Raw genomic sequence first — 14,485 nt, forward strand, 5'->3', positions numbered from 1 at the left:
TCGAAGATCGTCTCATCCGACACCGCAAGGCCGTCCGCCAAGCTCAATTGACCAAGCACACGATCAACCATCCGCGAATCTCCCGTAGCGACCACGCCACAGAATCACCAATCCGATTCTGTGCAAAGGCCTCCTTGAGGGAGAAGGTGGCCGAGCGAAGCTCGGTCGGATGAGGGTGTTGGACGGATCGCTACAGCGAAGAAATAAACGCTTGAAATGCCTAAATATTTTTACGCCGAGTTTCTTCCAGCGCCCCTCATCCGGCTCGGCGCTGCGCGCCGATCCACCTTCTCCCACAAGGGGAGAAGGAGAAGTGCTCAGGCGGCGCCTGAACGGCTTGATATCATGCTTCGGCGCGCCGACCGGCGCCGCTCGACCGCGTCGGCAAGGCCGTAAAGCACCGTCTCGGTGGCTGCCCAGTCGATGCAGCCATCGGTGATGCTCTGGCCATAGACGAGCGGCTTGCCCGGCATGACGTCCTGCCGGCCGGCGACAAGGTTGCTCTCGATCATGACGCCGATGATGCGCTCGTCGCCTGCCGCGACCTGGCCAGCCACGTCGGCCGCCACCCCTGGCTGGTTTTCCGGCTTCTTGCTGCTGTTGGCGTGGCTGACATCGATCATCAGCCGCGGCGCCACGCCGATCCGGCCGAGTTCCGCGCAGGCAGCCGCGACGCTTGTTGCGTCATAATTGGGCTGAATGCCGCCGCGCAGGATGACGTGGCAGTCCTCGTTGCCGGTGGTCGTCGCGATGGCGCTGCGTCCGCCCTTCGTCACCGCCATGAAATGATGCGGTTGGGCGGCCGATTTCACCGCCTCGGCGGCGATCCGCAGATTGCCGTCAGTGCCGTTCTTGAAGCCGACCGGGCAGGACAGGCCCGATGCCAGTTCGCGATGGATCTGGCTCTCGGTCGTGCGCGCGCCGATCGCGCCCCAGGCGACGAGGTCGGCGATATATTGCGGGGTGGCCATGTCGAGGAATTCGGTCGCCGCCGGCAGGCCGAGATTGTTGACGGCGGCGAGCACGTTGCGGGCCATCCGCAGCCCCTTGTCGATGTTGAAGCTGCCGTCCAGGTCGGGATCGTTGATCAGGCCCTTCCAGCCGACCGTCGTGCGCGGCTTCTCGAAATACACCCGCATCACGATCTCCAGCCGGTCCGACAGGCTCTCTCGCAGCGATGCCAAGCGGCTGGCATAGTCTACGGCAGCGGCCGGGTCGTGGATCGAACAGGGGCCGACGACGACCACCAGCCGGTCGTCGGTGCCGGTCAGCACGGCATGGATAGCATTGCGTGACGCGGCAACGGTCCGCGTCGCCGTCAGTGTGCGCGGTATCTCCCGCATCACCTCGTCCGGCGTACTCAATTCCCTTATTTCCTTGACCCGAAGATCGTCTGTGGTGGTCAACACGGCTTTCTGCTCCTGATTGGGAGACCTGCCGGCTGAAACAAAAAAGCCGCCAGGTCTGGCGGCTGTTCGGATCTTGCTGCTGCAATCTTCAGATCGAGCGCAATCCTCCCGCCGCCAGCGAGCTGCTAAAATACCAAAACGAGGCGGTCGGGTTGATCATGCACGCCCTATAGCCGAAGCCGAGGCGCTTGTCACGTGTCTGATGATGCTACTGACGTAGTGTAGGGGCAGCTGCGTGTAGTGGCCCACCATGCAGCGCCGAGCGGTTCATGCAGTCCAGGGATCGACGAGTTCAATTCCGAAGTCTTCGAAATCCTTCGCGTTACGCGTTGCCAAGGTGAGTTCCTGCGCAATCGCCGTGGCTGCAATCAGGCCGTCCATCGATGACAGACCGCGACCGCGGCGCTTCGCAAGGCCCATCAGGTCGCCCCACGCCAAGGCAACCGGTTCGTCCACCGGAAGAACTCTCTGCTCGAAGCGCTGCGGCAGGTCCCGCGCGAGCCATTCGGCCAGTGCCTCGCGCTTCCGGCCCTCGTCCATGAGGGCGACGCCGCGCCGGATCTCCGCGATCGACACGACGCTAATGAATGAGCGGTCCTCATCAAGCCTGTCCAGCCAGTCCAGAACGCGCGCATCCGGCGCCGGCCTTGTCACCTCGGACAGGACATTCGTATCGAGCAGAAGCCTCACAGCGGCAGATCACGCGGTTCGTCGCGCTGGCGCTCAAGGTTGAGATCGGCGCCGCGCAGCGGCGACTCCAGCAGGAACTCCGCAAGCGTACCCTTGCGCGCGGTCTTCCGCTGCCATTCCTCGGCCGAGACGACAACCACGCTTGGTTTGCCGTTTCTGGTGATCGTCTGCGGCGAAGACTGCGCGCGCTCGATAACCTCCGAGAGCCGGGCCTTTGCCCCGGCGACCGTCCAGTTAGTATCCTCTCTGGGCGCAGACGGCATTTCGGCCTCCCATGACCATTCTGACTATCTTGACTATATGGGAATGGCGACACGGCGGCAACAGGGAAGGAGAGGGTTTCAGAGCCCGGGTGCCTGGGCGAGTTCGATCGGAACCGATCATGCCGGCTTTGATATTTTGGGGCATCTCGGCCACTCATGGCAAACTGCTTCTGACGCAAGGCTACACGGCTGATCCTACTCCGGTGACGCCCCCGCGATGCTCTGGTCGTAGTCGACAAGCGACCCGGTCATGACGCCGGACTGCGGGCTGATCATATAGCTGATCAATCGGGCAAGTTGCGCCGGCTTCACCAATTGGCCCATCGGCTGCGCGGCCTCGGCCTTCTCCAGCCAGTCGTCCGGCGCGTCATGCCATTTCTTCTGCACGATCGCCTCGCCCTCGGTGTCCATCCAGCCGGGCAGCACCGCGTTGCAGCGGATGCGATTGCCGCGATAGGCATTGGCGACATTCTTGGTCAGTGTCGCCAGCGCGCCCTTGCTCGATGAATAGGGCGCCAGGAACGACTGGCCGCAATGCGCCGACATCGACAGCACGTTGACGATCGAGCCCGGTGCCTGGCGCGCCAGCAAATGCGCCACCACTCCCTGCATCAAGAAAAACGGACCGCGCACATTGGTCTGGAATATCTGGTCGAATAGATCCTCTGAGGTCTCGACCAGTGAGCCGCGAGCCGAGGTGGCGGCGGCGTTGACCAGCGCGTTGACGGTGCCGAAATGGCCAATCGCCGTTTCGACCGCACGCTTGCAGTCGGCCACTTTTGAGACGTCGGCGCTGATGAAGATGGCATCGACGCCTGCCCGCTTGAGAGCGGCGACAGCCTTGTCGCCTTTCTCCTGCGAGCGGCCGATCAGCGCAAGCGCCCGGCAGCCCTCATCGGCCAGCGCCTCGGCGACGGCGAAGCCGATGCCTTGCGCGCCGCCGGTGACGATGGCGCGTGTTTCGGAATTGCGACCGGCTGAACCGTTCATCGCCTTGCTCCTGTGCTTGATAGTCAGATTGTTTTATCGAGGCGGACGGTCTTGCCTTCCTTGGCCGATTTCAGCGCCGCATCTGCCAGCCTGAGCGCCACCAGCCCGTCCTTGCCGCTCGGCGCCGCCTTCTTGCCTGACGTCGCTGCCGCGATGAAGGCAGCGATCTCGTTGGCATAGGCGTCGAGATAACGGGTCATGAAGAAATCGTGCAGCGGCGGCCGCGTATATCCTTTCTCATTTGCCAGTTCGATCGACACCGGCCGCTGGTTCTCGGCCGCAATCATGCCTTTCGAGCCATGCACCTCGATGCGCTGGTCGTAGCCATAGGTGGCGCGGCGCGAGTTGGAGATGACGCATTGCTTGCCGGAGGCGGTTTCGAGGATGACGCTGACGCTGTCGAAGTCGCCGGCCTCGCCGATCTTTTTGTCGACCAGGACCGAAGCGTGCGCGCTGACCGCCACCGGCTCCTCGCCGAGCAGGAAGCGCGCCATGTCGAAATCATGGATGGTCATGTCGCGGAAGATGCCGCCCGAGCGGCCGATATAGTCGAGCGGCGGCGGACCGGGATCGCGCGAGGTGATGGTCACCATTTCGACCGTGCCAATCGCACCGTCGTCGATCGCCTTGCGCACGGCGGCAAAATGCGGATCGAAGCGGCGGTTGAAGCCGACCATCAGGGTCGCGCCGGCCTTGTCGACGACGGCCAGGCATTGTTCCACCCTGCCGGCGTCGAGGTCGATCGGCTTCTCGCAGAAGATCGCCTTGCCCGCTTTGGCGAAGCGTTCGATCAGATCGGCATGGGTGTCGGTCGGCGTGCAGATGACGACCGCATCGATATCCCTGGCAGTTTCAATGGCATCGATGCTGCGCACTTCGGCGCCATAGGCAGAGGCCAGATCGGTCGCCGCCTTTTCGAAGGCGTCGGCTACCGCGACCAGCCTGGCCTGCGGATTGGAGCCGACCGCGCGGGCGTGGACCTTGCCGATACGGCCGGCACCGAGAAGAGCAAAGCGAAGAGGCATGAAGAATTTTCCTTTGAGGATGGTTCGGAAGGGAAGGCGTGTCAGCGCCTGTGACGCGGCGTTGGCCCTTAGGCCGCAAGTTCCGCCTGCCCGGTCTTGGCGCCGGTGATATAGGAGACGATATCGTTGCCGTCGGTGTCCTGCTTGCGCAGATTGGCGACGATGCGGCCGCGCCGGAAAACGACGATACGGTCGACCAGGTCGAACACCTGGCGCATATTGTGAGAGATCAGGATCAGCGGTTCTCCGTTTTCCTTCAGCGTGCGGATGATGTTTTCGACCTGCATCGTCTCCTGCACGCCGAGTGCTGCCGTCGGCTCGTCCATGATGATGAGCTTGGAAGCAAAGGTCGCGGTTCTGGCGATCGCCACGCACTGGCGCTGGCCGCCCGACATGTGCCGGATGGTGTTGGAAAGGTTGGGGATCTTGACGGCGGTGCGGACCAACGCCGCCTCGGTCGCCTTGCGCATGAACTTGCGATCGAGGATCGAGAAGGGCCCGAGATTGAAAAGCACCCTCTCGCGGCCGAGGAACAGGTTCGACGGCACGTCGAGATCGTCGGCGAGCGCCAGATTCTGGAACACCGTCTCGATGCCCGCCTCGCGCGCTTCGATAGGGCCGGCAAAATTCACTTCCTTGCCGTCGAACCACATCTTGCCGTTGGTTCGCTGCTCGACCCCGGTGATCTGTCGTACGAAAGTCGATTTGCCGGCGCCATTGTCGCCCATGATGGCGACATGCTCGCCCTTGCGCAGTTCGAAGTTGGCGCTCTCCAGCGCATGGACGCCGCCATAATACTTGGTCAGGTTTTCGGTTTTCAGGACGATGTCCGACATGATCAAGCCCTCATTGCCCGCAGGCGTTGGCGCCATTGGTCGAGAACGACTGCGCCGACGATGATCACGCCCTTGACCATCTCTTGATAATAGGCGTCGAGGCGCAGAAAGGTGAAGCCGGAGATGATGACGCCAAAAATCAGCGAGCCGATCACCGTCCCGATGATCGAGCCGCGGCCTCCCGACAGCGACACGCCACCGATGACCGCCATGGCGATCGCATCGAGCTCATACATCACACCCATGCCGGCCTGGGCGGTGAGATTCTTGGAACTCAACACCACGGCGGCGAGCGCGGCAAGGATGCCGGCAATGACGTAGACGAGGATCTTGTGGTTGGCGATATTGATGCCGGACATGCGCGCGGCATCCTCATTGGAGCCGATTGCATAACAGTGCTTGCCATATTTGGTGTAGCTCAGGATCAGCTGGAACAGCACCGCCAGCGAAATGAAAATGATGACCGGCATCAGCCCCTTGCCGATGGCGGCGAAACTCTCGGTTGGAAACGAGATCGGCTGCCCCTTCGACCACCATTTGGCGATGCCGCGCGCGGTGACCATCATGCCGAGCGTGGCGATGAACGGCGGGATGCGCGTGTAGGCGATCAAGGCACCGTTGACCAGGCCGGCCAGCAGGCCGCAGCCGATTGCGACGAGCACCGGCACGATCACCGGCAGGTCGGTCCAGCCTTGGGCAATGAACATCGCCTTGGGGTTCGGGTTGCCGTTGACCGTCGCCACCTGGGCGAAGCTCATGGCTATCATCGCCGTGGCGCCGACGATCGAACCCGAGGACAGGTCGATGCCGCCGGTAATGATCACCTGCGTGACGCCGATGGCAATGATGCCGACGATCGACACCTGCAGGATAATGATCTGCAGGCGCGCCTCGTTGAAGATCGCGTCGATATTGTCGCGGGTATTGAACAGGAAGCTGTCGCCAAGGAAAACCCGGCCGATCAGTTCGAAAGCGCCGACCAGGATGACGAGCGCCAGGAAGACGTTGAATTCGGCCGGCCATGCGCGCCGCTTCGCATCATAGCTGAGCCCGCCGACGCCGTGAGATGTCTGTGCCAATCGTGCTTCCTCCGTCAGCCACGGTCTCCACTCGGCGCTGTTCAGGCCGAGAGGGAAAAAGCGGAGCGGCGCTGTTTTACTTTGGCGCGCCGCTCCGTATCGGACAGGTCCGCCTCAGTTCTTCTTCAGGAACTTGTCGATATTTGCCGGCGTGACCAGCTGGAACGGGATGTAGACCTTGTGCTCGACCTTCTCGCCCTTCGCCAGCTTGAGCGCAGCATCAAGCGCGCCAGCGCCCTGGCCGGCTGCGTCCTGGAACACCGTCGCATCGAGGTCGCCCGCCTGCATCGCCGCTAGCGCGTCCTGGGTAGCGTCGACGCCGCCGACGACAACCGACTTCATGTCGATATTGGCGGCCTTCATCGCCTGGATAGCGCCGATGGCGCTCTCGTCATTGTTGGCGATGACGCCGTCGAACGACTTGCCGGTCGACAGCCAGTTGGTCATCAGGTTCTGCGCTTCTTCGCGCTTCCAGTTCGACGTCTGCTTGTCGATGATCTTGATGAAGCTGCAATCCGGCGTGGCAATCACATCATCGATGTCCTTGGTGCGCTGCACCGCGGCCTGGTTCGACAGCTCGCCCATGATCACATAGACATTGGCCTCTTTCTTGCCGGCTTCCTTGAACAGGCGGCAGACCTCCTTGGTCTCGAGCGTGCCAGAATCGGCTTCGTTCGAGGCGACGAAAGCCTGGTTTTCCGGCAGCGTGTCGACGTTGACCGGCTCGCGATTGACATAGACCAGCGGAATTTTGGCAGCGGCGGCTGCGTCCGACATCGCCTGGGTGGCCGAGGTGTCGACCGGGTTGACGATGATTGCGTCGACGCCCGAGGCGGCGAAGTTCTTGATCTGGTCGAGCTGCTTGGCAACGTCGTTCTGCGCGTCCTCCACCTGCAGCTCGACGCCGTCCATGCCCTTGGCCTGCTCGATCATGCCGTTGCGCAGCACGGTGAGAAAATTGTCGTCGAACAACGCCATCGACACGCCGATCTTGGCAGCAAAGGCGGACGAACTCATTAGCGCCGCGAACGCGACGCCCAAAAGCAGTTTTTTCATTTTATTTCTCCTCCACATTGGTGTCCGGCTGCACCGATCTACCCGGAATCCCCGATCTCGCAGGGAATTCTCTCCCGATTGCCATTTTAGTTCCGGAAGGCATTTGCCTGAAACAGATCTTCCGGAACGAAAGAACCAAAATGCTCAGTTGGTGAAATATTTATTCCATTTCGCGTGGGCGTCAAGCGAGATTTCGCCATGAGGAATGGATTTTCGGCATTTCGAGCTCTTTTAGACGAACGCTCAGGCAAGCCAGGCCTGAAAGCGTTCTGATAGATTACATCATGTCTGCCGCCAATGACCGCGACGTCAGATGTTTTCCGGCAGATAAACGTCGAAGGGCAGAAAGGTCTGACCCGGCGCATTCGCGGCGCCGGTCTCGATGGCATGCGCCATCAGCCCGACAAGCTCGCGGCAAAGCGCTGCCAGAGGCGTCGAGATCACCATCGTCAGGAAATTATCCGCCAGCGCCGCGCGGGAGTCAGGCGTGATCTCGTTGCAGACGACCGCTGGCATCTCTGCCGGCTTTGCCTCCCTCAGCGCCGAGATCGCGCCTTCCATGCCGCCACCGGCGACATAGCAGCCGGCAAGATCGGGGTGGCGGGCCAGAAGCTCGATCATTGCATCATGCGTGATCTGGTTCGCTTCCAGATTGACCAACGTCTCAAGGAGAGTGAATTCCGGCGCTTGCTCGCGAAAAAAGGAGCGAAAACCGATCTCGCGAAGCTCGTGGCCGTGGAAGCGATGGCTGCCGACGAAGAGGGCGACCTTGCCAGGTCTCTTCGCGGCCTTCGAGATCATCCAGGCAGCGGTGCGGCCAACCTTGCGATTGTCGAGGCCGACATAGCCCTCGCGAATGCCGGACGCAAAGTCGGAAAGCAGGGAGAACACCGGTACGCCGTTGGCTTTGAGCGCCTCGACGGCCACCGTCAGCGTCGGGTGATCAGGCCCGACCAAGGCGACGGCCCTGGATTTGGCGGCCAGCTTGCGCATCCGCTCGACGATCTCATCCGGCGCCAGCGAATCGGCGAAGTCGATGGTCGCCACGCCTCGAAAGCGCGGCGACTGCGATACTGCCAGTTCAAGTTCGCGGGCAAATTCGCTGTAGAAGACGTCTTCCCGCCGCAACAGCAGAAATCCGAGGCGATACTCCGGCAATTCATGGCGCATCCGCTGCTTGATCAATCCGGCCGCGTGATAGCCGATGCTGGTCGCGGCGTCATAGACGCGGCGCGCGGTTTCCTCGCGCACCGGCAAGCGGTTGTTCAGCACCCGGTCGACGGTGGCAACGCTGACCCCCGAAATGCGTGCCAGGTCGGTGATCGTCGGCCGTTTCGCCATCGCTGCCTCGCTCCAACTATCCGACTCTTTTAAACCATTCTGATGGAAAATGATAGAAACTATCTTTGTGATATTGAGTCTATCAGCGCTCGGCGTTATTTTGAACACTGACCGAATATGATCGAGGCCTCCGCCATGGTGGATATTGGACTCCAAACCGGGAACACAACCTCAGCAGCAGCGTCCCAACGCGACTACAGCCTGGTCGGCCGCGACGCGAAGCTTGCCGTCGAGAGCGGGCTGGCGGCGGCCGAGTGGTATCACACCGACGTGCCGCGCAAGCAGATGAAGGAGCTGATGCAGCGCTCCGACGGCCCGGCGATCCGCGATACCATCATCTGGCTCGGCGCCATGATCCTCAGCGGCGCGGGCGCCGCCTTGTTCTGGGGCAGCTGGTGGTGCGTGCCGTTCTTCTTCGTCTACGGCGTCCTCTACGGTTCCTCCACCGATTCACGCTGGCACGAATGTGGCCACGGCACCGCCTTCCGGACGCAGTGGATGAACGACGTGGTCTATCAGATCGCCTGCTTCATGATCATGCGCAACCCGGTGACCTGGCGCTGGAGCCATACGCGCCACCATACCGATACCATCATCGTCGGCCGCGATCCGGAGATCTCGGTCATGCGCCCGCCCGATCTGCTGCGCGTCGTGCTCAATTTCGTCGGCATTCTCGATGCCTGGCATGCGATGAGCGACATGCTGCGCAATGCGGCCGGCATCATCAGTCCGGCCGAAAGAACCTTCATTCCCGACCAGGAGCAGCCGAAGGCAATCCGCATTGCTCGCATCTGGACGGCGATCTATGCCGCGACGGTCGCGCTGGCGCTTCTTACCGGCTCGTTCCTGCCGCTGATGATGGTCGGGCTGCCCAGGCTTTACGGTGCCTGGCATCATGTCATGGTCGGCCTGCTGCAGCATGGCGGCCTGGCTGAAAACGTCACCGATCACCGGCTGAACAGCCGCACCGTCTACATGAACCCGATAAGCCGCTTCATCTACTGGAACATGAACTACCACGTCGAGCATCACATGTTCCCCATGGTGCCCTACCATGCGCTGCCCAGGCTGCATGAGCTGATCAAGCACGATCTGCCGGCGCCGACGCCGTCCATCCTGGCCGGCTATCGCGAGATGATACCGGCTTTCCTGCGCCAGCTGCGCAATGAGGATTATTTCATCAAGCGCGAACTGCCGCCGACGGCGAGGCCCTATCGCGAGGATTTCCACAACGATAACGCTGCTGTTGCGGTGGCTGCTGAATGACAAGCCTACGCCGGGGCACCAAGAATCGGGGAAGGCGCAAATGAGCGACTGGGTCGAGGCTTGTGACGCCGAGGACATCGACGAGGAGGATGTGATGCGGTTCGACCATGGCGGTCGCACCTTCGCCATCTACCGCAGCCCCGAGGACGGGTATTTCGCCACCGACGGGCTTTGCACGCATGAGAAGGTGCATCTGGCCGACGGGCTGGTGATGGACGATATCATCGAATGCCCGAAGCATAATGGCCGCTTCAATTACAAGACTGGGGCTGCCAGGGGCGCGCCGGTCTGCGTCGATCTCAGGACCTATCCGGTCAAAGTCGACGCCGGCAAAGTCCTTGTCCGGATCGGTTGATGATGACGAAGGGAATGGTCATCATTGGCGCCGGCGAATGCGGCGGGCGCGCCGCCCTTGCGCTGCGCGAGCTCGGCTATGATGGCCCGGTGACGTTGGTCGGCGACGAGCCGCATCTGCCCTATGAGCGGCCACCGCTGTCGAAAGACGCGATGGTCGCCGACGCGCCCCTGATCAAGGCGATCGCCAGTGAGGCGGTCCTGGCCGAAAGATCGATCAGGCATATCCATTCGGTTCAGGCGATGGCGATCGACCGCGTGGCGCATGTCGTGCGCCTGTCGGACGGCTCGGTCCTGGCCTACGACAAGCTCCTGCTGGCGACAGGGTCGCTGCCGCGCAAGCTGCCGATTCCGGGCCTTGGCGGGCGCTGCGTCTATCTGCGGACCTTCAACGACGCACTGGCCATTCGCGCTCATCTCAGCGCCGGAAATCGCGTCGCCATCATCGGCGGCGGCTTCATCGGGCTCGAGCTCGCCACGGCGGCACGCAGGCTCGGCGCCACTGTTGCCGTTATCGAGGCGCAGCCGCGCATTCTGATGCGCGGCGTGCCGGCCGAGATCGCGCAGGTTATCCATCAGGCGCATGAAGCCGAAGGCGTAAAAATCCTGTGCGGCGAGGGCATCGACGCCATTGCCGATGACGGCGCCGAAGTGCGCATCGTGCTTGCCGGTGGACACGACATTGTCGCCGATCTTGCCGTGATCGGCATCGGCGCCGTGCCGGTGACCGGACTTGCCGCGGAGGCAGGGCTGACGATTGACAATGGTATCGCCGTCGACGCCGAGCTTCGCACCAGCGACCCCGACATCTTTGCCGCCGGCGATTGCTGCTCGTTTCCGCTCGCCATCTATGGCGGCCGGCGAGTGCGGCTGGAAGCCTGGCGCAATGCGCAGGAGCAGGGCGCGCTTGCGGCCAGGAACATGCTTGGCGCCGGCGAGGCCCACGCGGCGGTGCCATGGTTCTGGTCGGATCAGTACGGCCTGACCTTGCAGATCGCCGGCCTGTCGGACGAAGGCCGCAGCATTGTGCGTCGCGAGCTCGGCGACGGCGCCTTCATCCTGTTCCATCTCGCCGAGGACGGCAGGCTGGTTGCGGCAAGTGGCATCGGCCCCGGCAACGCGGTCGCCCGCGACATAAGGCTGGCCGAGATGCTGATCGCGAAAAGGGCAAAGCCGGCGCCGGAAGCGCTAGGCTCGCAAACGATCAAGCTGAAGTCGCTGCTGGCGACATGAGCCAGCGCGGGTTCCAGAGCCATTTGAAAGAACTTGCGGAGCGCTTGCCGTTCTGGTGGTGACAATCCTGCACCTGATGGCGGGAGACGACCCTGAGCGGTCGTTCCTGCCCGCGATGGAAACGTCTCATGAGGGTTGGAACGGGGTCGTTCGCGCGACTTTGCGCCGAAAGGTTGCCATGAGGCGAATGATCCGATCTCGATCCCAGATGTCAGCTAAGCGCTTGCCGTCACGGCCGAGACGACCCCTTCCAGCCAACCGAGTTTCAGATGTAACCGAATTTCCTCCTTCTGAAATCTTTGCGCAACCGCGCAGCGCGACCCTCTCTCCTCAGTAGACGGGCTGACCACAGCCCGCCGCCCTGCCCGTATACGGCCGGGGCTCTGTGAAAAGAGGCTATCATGACGCCTCCAGTCCAGTGTGTTCTCCGTGTTATGCACCTGGTCATCGCCCGATCCCTTAGGGCCGCAGCCCAACGGCGTGAGCTGGCTCAACTTAGCGACCGCCAGCTACGCGATGCCGGAATCGATCCCGCATTGGCAGGCCGTGGCAAGGCGGCCGCCGTCGATAGAACCAGCCTGCTTCGACTGCCGAGCCTGTCGTCCGGCTGAGCGAGTTGATAGAGGAGCTAGCGATGGCCGGTCTCTCCACCGCGATCGGCGCAGAAGTCGGAGAGGTGTGCCTGCTCGGGGCAATGTTCGCTGGACTGATCCTCATCTCAGCTCCGAGAACGCGCTCCGTTCAGGTCCGATCTCTGACTTGTCGGGCGCTCAGCGTCCGGTCGTCTTTCAAAGCAGTTCCAGGCGCCGAACTGGACGCTTTGAGATCGTCGGAGCTGAACTCGACCTTCCCGGCATATCCCGGCCGAGCGATGGAACCCGCGCAAGCTGCTTACAACGTCCGAGCCACCCTTGAGCGATCGCTCACGCCTTCAGTCGCGTATAGACGGCGCGCGTTGCCAGTGTTTCTTGCTGTCCGGGACGCGTGAAATAGAGCTCAATGATGTGGCGATCGTTGTTCTCGATTTTGATTACAGTGCGCATGCCGACCTGCTTGCCGACTGTTTCTTCGCCCGCCACGCCCTGGTCGGTAAAGGTGCCGGACATGCCGATCGGCCTTTGATCCCCCGAATTAGGGACGCCTTTAAAATACATCATGGTTGTGTTGACAGGATCGATCGTGACCCACTCGTAACGTCCGTCCATGATGCTGTAGCCGAGCCATCCTTTGCGCCAGACCGGCGCTCCATCCAGCGTTCCCTCCATTATGTCTTCGATGTAACGGCCGCCCGCCAACCACTGACGATGGCTAATGAGATCGTCCGTCACGAGCGGCGGCTGATCGGGGCTACGGCCGAGCGTGCCGTAGAAGCTCATCTGGACGCGCCAGGTGCCGATCATTGGCGCCAGGACCTCATGCCCCGGGCCCGGCAATCCACGGCGAAGCCAATTCGGCAACTCCGACTGGGTCGGGGGCTCGGCTGCAGCCGAGCTGCCTTGAGCCAATGCGCCGAAAGGAATGGGGAGGGCGAACGCAACGACGAATAGGGCAACGTGTAGTGTCTTGATCATACTTTATCTCCAGCTCATCGCTCGCCCAGGAATTGCTATGACGCTCAGTTGGGGCAATCGTTGCGAATTTTGTCGGGTGAACTCGTGGATACTCATCTCATACCTCTCCGTCATTCGATGCTGACCAGCGTTTCACCACCGGAAACTTCGATAACGGCGCCGGTCACAAAGTCATTGGTCATCAGGAAAAGTGCGGCCTTGCCGATATCGTCGACTTTTCCGACGCGTCCTGCCGGGAAGCGCTGACGCACCAGCGCGAAAAACGCCGCGCGCTTCGCCTGCGGCATGCCGGCCCACATTTCGCTGTCTATGACGCCCGGTCGGATTGTGTTGACGCGGATCGGACCGAGTTCGAGCGCAAGGGCTCGCGTCAGCGCCTCCAGACCAGCAAAGGCGACCATCATCATCGATGCGCCCATGCGAGGCTTGGTCACCAAGCCACCGGTCGTGAATGTGATCGAACCACCTTTCGGCATCCTAGGCGCTGCGTGCCGCGCGCAAGACCAACTGCCCAAGAGCTTGCCGTGCAGAACGGCCCGCGCGTCGGCCATCGTCTGGGAGAGGAAGGGACCTCCCGGACTCGGCGGGGTCGCGGTGATAAGAAGGTGGTCGAGCGTCCCTAGTGTTTCGAACATTTGCTCGACCGCTGTATCATCGGTCATGTCCAGCGACTGGAACGTGATCGAACCGTGGACGCTTTCCTCTACAGCCATTCTCGCTGAAGGGCGCCGCCCGAGCGCAATGACCTCGGCGCCTGCTTGAGAGGCTGCGCGGGCCGCGCCCATGCCCATGCCGCTTGTCCCGCCGACGATCACGACACGCTGATTCGAAAGAGGCTGCTCGTCACCGTTCATCCTGGATCTCTGCCGCTGGCATACGGACTCAGCATCTCCAGCCACTGCGTCTCCATGTCGCCCGGTTCGAGCTCACCAGCATCTACGACGAAGCTCTGGACATAGGCTTTGCCGAAGTGGCTCTTGAGTGCATCGATACTGCGCCAGACCTCGTAGATAACGATGAGATCGGGGTCGGTCCGATCTCGATGGATGTGGAATTGAAGACAGCTGGCTTCCGATCTCGTCGCTTGGAGATCTTTAAGCATACGTGCGACAAGCGCGGAGCCTTGGCCGGGAGTGGCGCGATGCTTAGCGATAACGCAATAGGGCGTGTCTTCGCCAGCGGTTGGTCGAGGAAGATCAGGCGACGTCAGCGCCATGTGGTACTCCTGCCGGAACGGCCGACCGAAGTGGTTGCGGCCATTGAAATTGGCAGATGCTGGTATGGCGTTGCTATGGCAGAAACGACTGAATATTTGACCGTTTGTCGCGCGTATTTTCCGTATTACACGCGGTCGCAACAGGAGCGTATCTGC

Annotated in this window: 16 protein-coding genes; 4 read left to right on the forward strand and 12 right to left on the reverse strand. The window is 61.9% G+C overall.

Annotated elements, in window-relative coordinates; genetic code table 11:
• Positions 1 to 317: 317 nt before the first annotated feature.
• The 9 genes from NKG95_RS25955 to NKG95_RS25995 all read right to left on the reverse strand — a co-directional run bounded on the left by NKG95_RS25955 (position 318) and on the right by NKG95_RS25995 (position 8,689).
• Complete coding sequence (locus NKG95_RS25955; RefSeq protein WP_353042894.1) at positions 318 to 1,409, reverse strand: 3-deoxy-7-phosphoheptulonate synthase; 1,092 nt, start codon at positions 1,407 to 1,409, stop codon at positions 318 to 320.
• A gap of 267 nt (positions 1,410 to 1,676) precedes the next feature.
• Positions 1,677 to 2,099 (reverse strand): type II toxin-antitoxin system VapC family toxin, encoded by a 423-nt coding sequence (locus tag NKG95_RS25960; protein WP_353042895.1) that lies wholly within the window; start codon positions 2,097 to 2,099, stop codon positions 1,677 to 1,679.
• Positions 2,096 to 2,362: a type II toxin-antitoxin system Phd/YefM family antitoxin gene (locus NKG95_RS25965; RefSeq protein ID WP_023718242.1), complete on the reverse strand. Its 267-nt coding sequence runs from the start codon at positions 2,360 to 2,362 to the stop codon at positions 2,096 to 2,098. The genes NKG95_RS25960 and NKG95_RS25965 overlap by 4 nt, the downstream gene beginning before the upstream one ends.
• 195 nt (positions 2,363 to 2,557) lie before the next feature.
• The gene (locus tag NKG95_RS25970; protein ID WP_353042896.1) at positions 2,558 to 3,352 is read right to left on the reverse strand and encodes an SDR family oxidoreductase; all 795 of its coding nucleotides are present in this window, start codon (positions 3,350 to 3,352) and stop codon (positions 2,558 to 2,560) included.
• A 23-nt stretch (positions 3,353 to 3,375) separates the two neighbouring features.
• The gene (gene iolG, locus NKG95_RS25975) at positions 3,376 to 4,377 is read right to left on the reverse strand and encodes an inositol 2-dehydrogenase (protein WP_353042897.1); all 1,002 of its coding nucleotides are present in this window, start codon (positions 4,375 to 4,377) and stop codon (positions 3,376 to 3,378) included.
• 68 nt (positions 4,378 to 4,445) lie between these two features.
• Entirely contained in the window at positions 4,446 to 5,213 is a 768-nt protein-coding gene (locus tag NKG95_RS25980; protein ID WP_353042898.1) for an ATP-binding cassette domain-containing protein, read from the reverse strand.
• Between the two features lie 2 nt (positions 5,214 to 5,215).
• Positions 5,216 to 6,292, reverse strand: a complete 1,077-nt coding sequence (locus NKG95_RS25985; RefSeq protein ID WP_352495260.1) for an ABC transporter permease — start codon at positions 6,290 to 6,292, stop codon at positions 5,216 to 5,218.
• A 114-nt stretch (positions 6,293 to 6,406) separates the two neighbouring features.
• On the reverse strand, positions 6,407 to 7,348 hold the full coding sequence (locus tag NKG95_RS25990) for a sugar ABC transporter substrate-binding protein (RefSeq protein WP_353042899.1): 942 nt from the start codon (positions 7,346 to 7,348) through the stop codon (positions 6,407 to 6,409).
• A gap of 309 nt (positions 7,349 to 7,657) precedes the next feature.
• Entirely contained in the window at positions 7,658 to 8,689 is a 1,032-nt protein-coding gene (locus NKG95_RS25995; RefSeq protein ID WP_353042900.1) for a LacI family DNA-binding transcriptional regulator, read from the reverse strand.
• Positions 8,690 to 8,824: 135 nt separating this feature from the next.
• Between NKG95_RS25995 and NKG95_RS26000 the strand changes: the two genes are divergently transcribed.
• From NKG95_RS26000 to NKG95_RS26015, 4 genes are all read left to right on the forward strand, one after another.
• On the forward strand, positions 8,825 to 9,955 hold the full coding sequence (locus NKG95_RS26000) for a fatty acid desaturase family protein (protein WP_353042938.1): 1,131 nt from the start codon (positions 8,825 to 8,827) through the stop codon (positions 9,953 to 9,955).
• 40 nt (positions 9,956 to 9,995) lie between these two features.
• A complete protein-coding gene (locus NKG95_RS26005; protein WP_023718250.1) occupies positions 9,996 to 10,310 on the forward strand; it encodes a MocE family 2Fe-2S type ferredoxin in 315 nt (104 codons plus the stop codon).
• Between the two features lie 2 nt (positions 10,311 to 10,312).
• On the forward strand, positions 10,313 to 11,542 hold the full coding sequence (locus NKG95_RS26010) for an NAD(P)/FAD-dependent oxidoreductase (protein WP_023718251.1): 1,230 nt from the start codon (positions 10,313 to 10,315) through the stop codon (positions 11,540 to 11,542).
• Positions 11,543 to 11,976: 434 nt separating this feature from the next.
• The gene (locus NKG95_RS26015) at positions 11,977 to 12,153 is read left to right on the forward strand and encodes a YjiS-like domain-containing protein (protein WP_353042939.1); all 177 of its coding nucleotides are present in this window, start codon (positions 11,977 to 11,979) and stop codon (positions 12,151 to 12,153) included.
• A 312-nt stretch (positions 12,154 to 12,465) separates the two neighbouring features.
• Here the strand turns inward: NKG95_RS26015 and NKG95_RS26020 are convergent, their stop codons facing one another.
• The 3 genes from NKG95_RS26020 to NKG95_RS26030 form a co-directional block, all read right to left on the reverse strand.
• Positions 12,466 to 13,113 (reverse strand): DUF1579 family protein, encoded by a 648-nt coding sequence (locus NKG95_RS26020; protein ID WP_353042901.1) that lies wholly within the window; start codon positions 13,111 to 13,113, stop codon positions 12,466 to 12,468.
• Positions 13,114 to 13,223: 110 nt separating this feature from the next.
• Positions 13,224 to 13,967, reverse strand: a complete 744-nt coding sequence (locus tag NKG95_RS26025; RefSeq protein WP_352484494.1) for an SDR family oxidoreductase — start codon at positions 13,965 to 13,967, stop codon at positions 13,224 to 13,226.
• Positions 13,964 to 14,329 (reverse strand): putative quinol monooxygenase, encoded by a 366-nt coding sequence (locus NKG95_RS26030; protein ID WP_353042902.1) that lies wholly within the window; start codon positions 14,327 to 14,329, stop codon positions 13,964 to 13,966. Before NKG95_RS26030 ends, NKG95_RS26025 begins: the two co-directional genes overlap by 4 nt.
• Between the last annotated feature and the right edge of the window lie 156 nt (positions 14,330 to 14,485).

Origin of the sequence: Mesorhizobium sp. M1423 (genome assembly GCF_040317575.1) — a bacterium.
Lineage (GTDB): Bacteria > Pseudomonadota > Alphaproteobacteria > Rhizobiales > Rhizobiaceae > Mesorhizobium.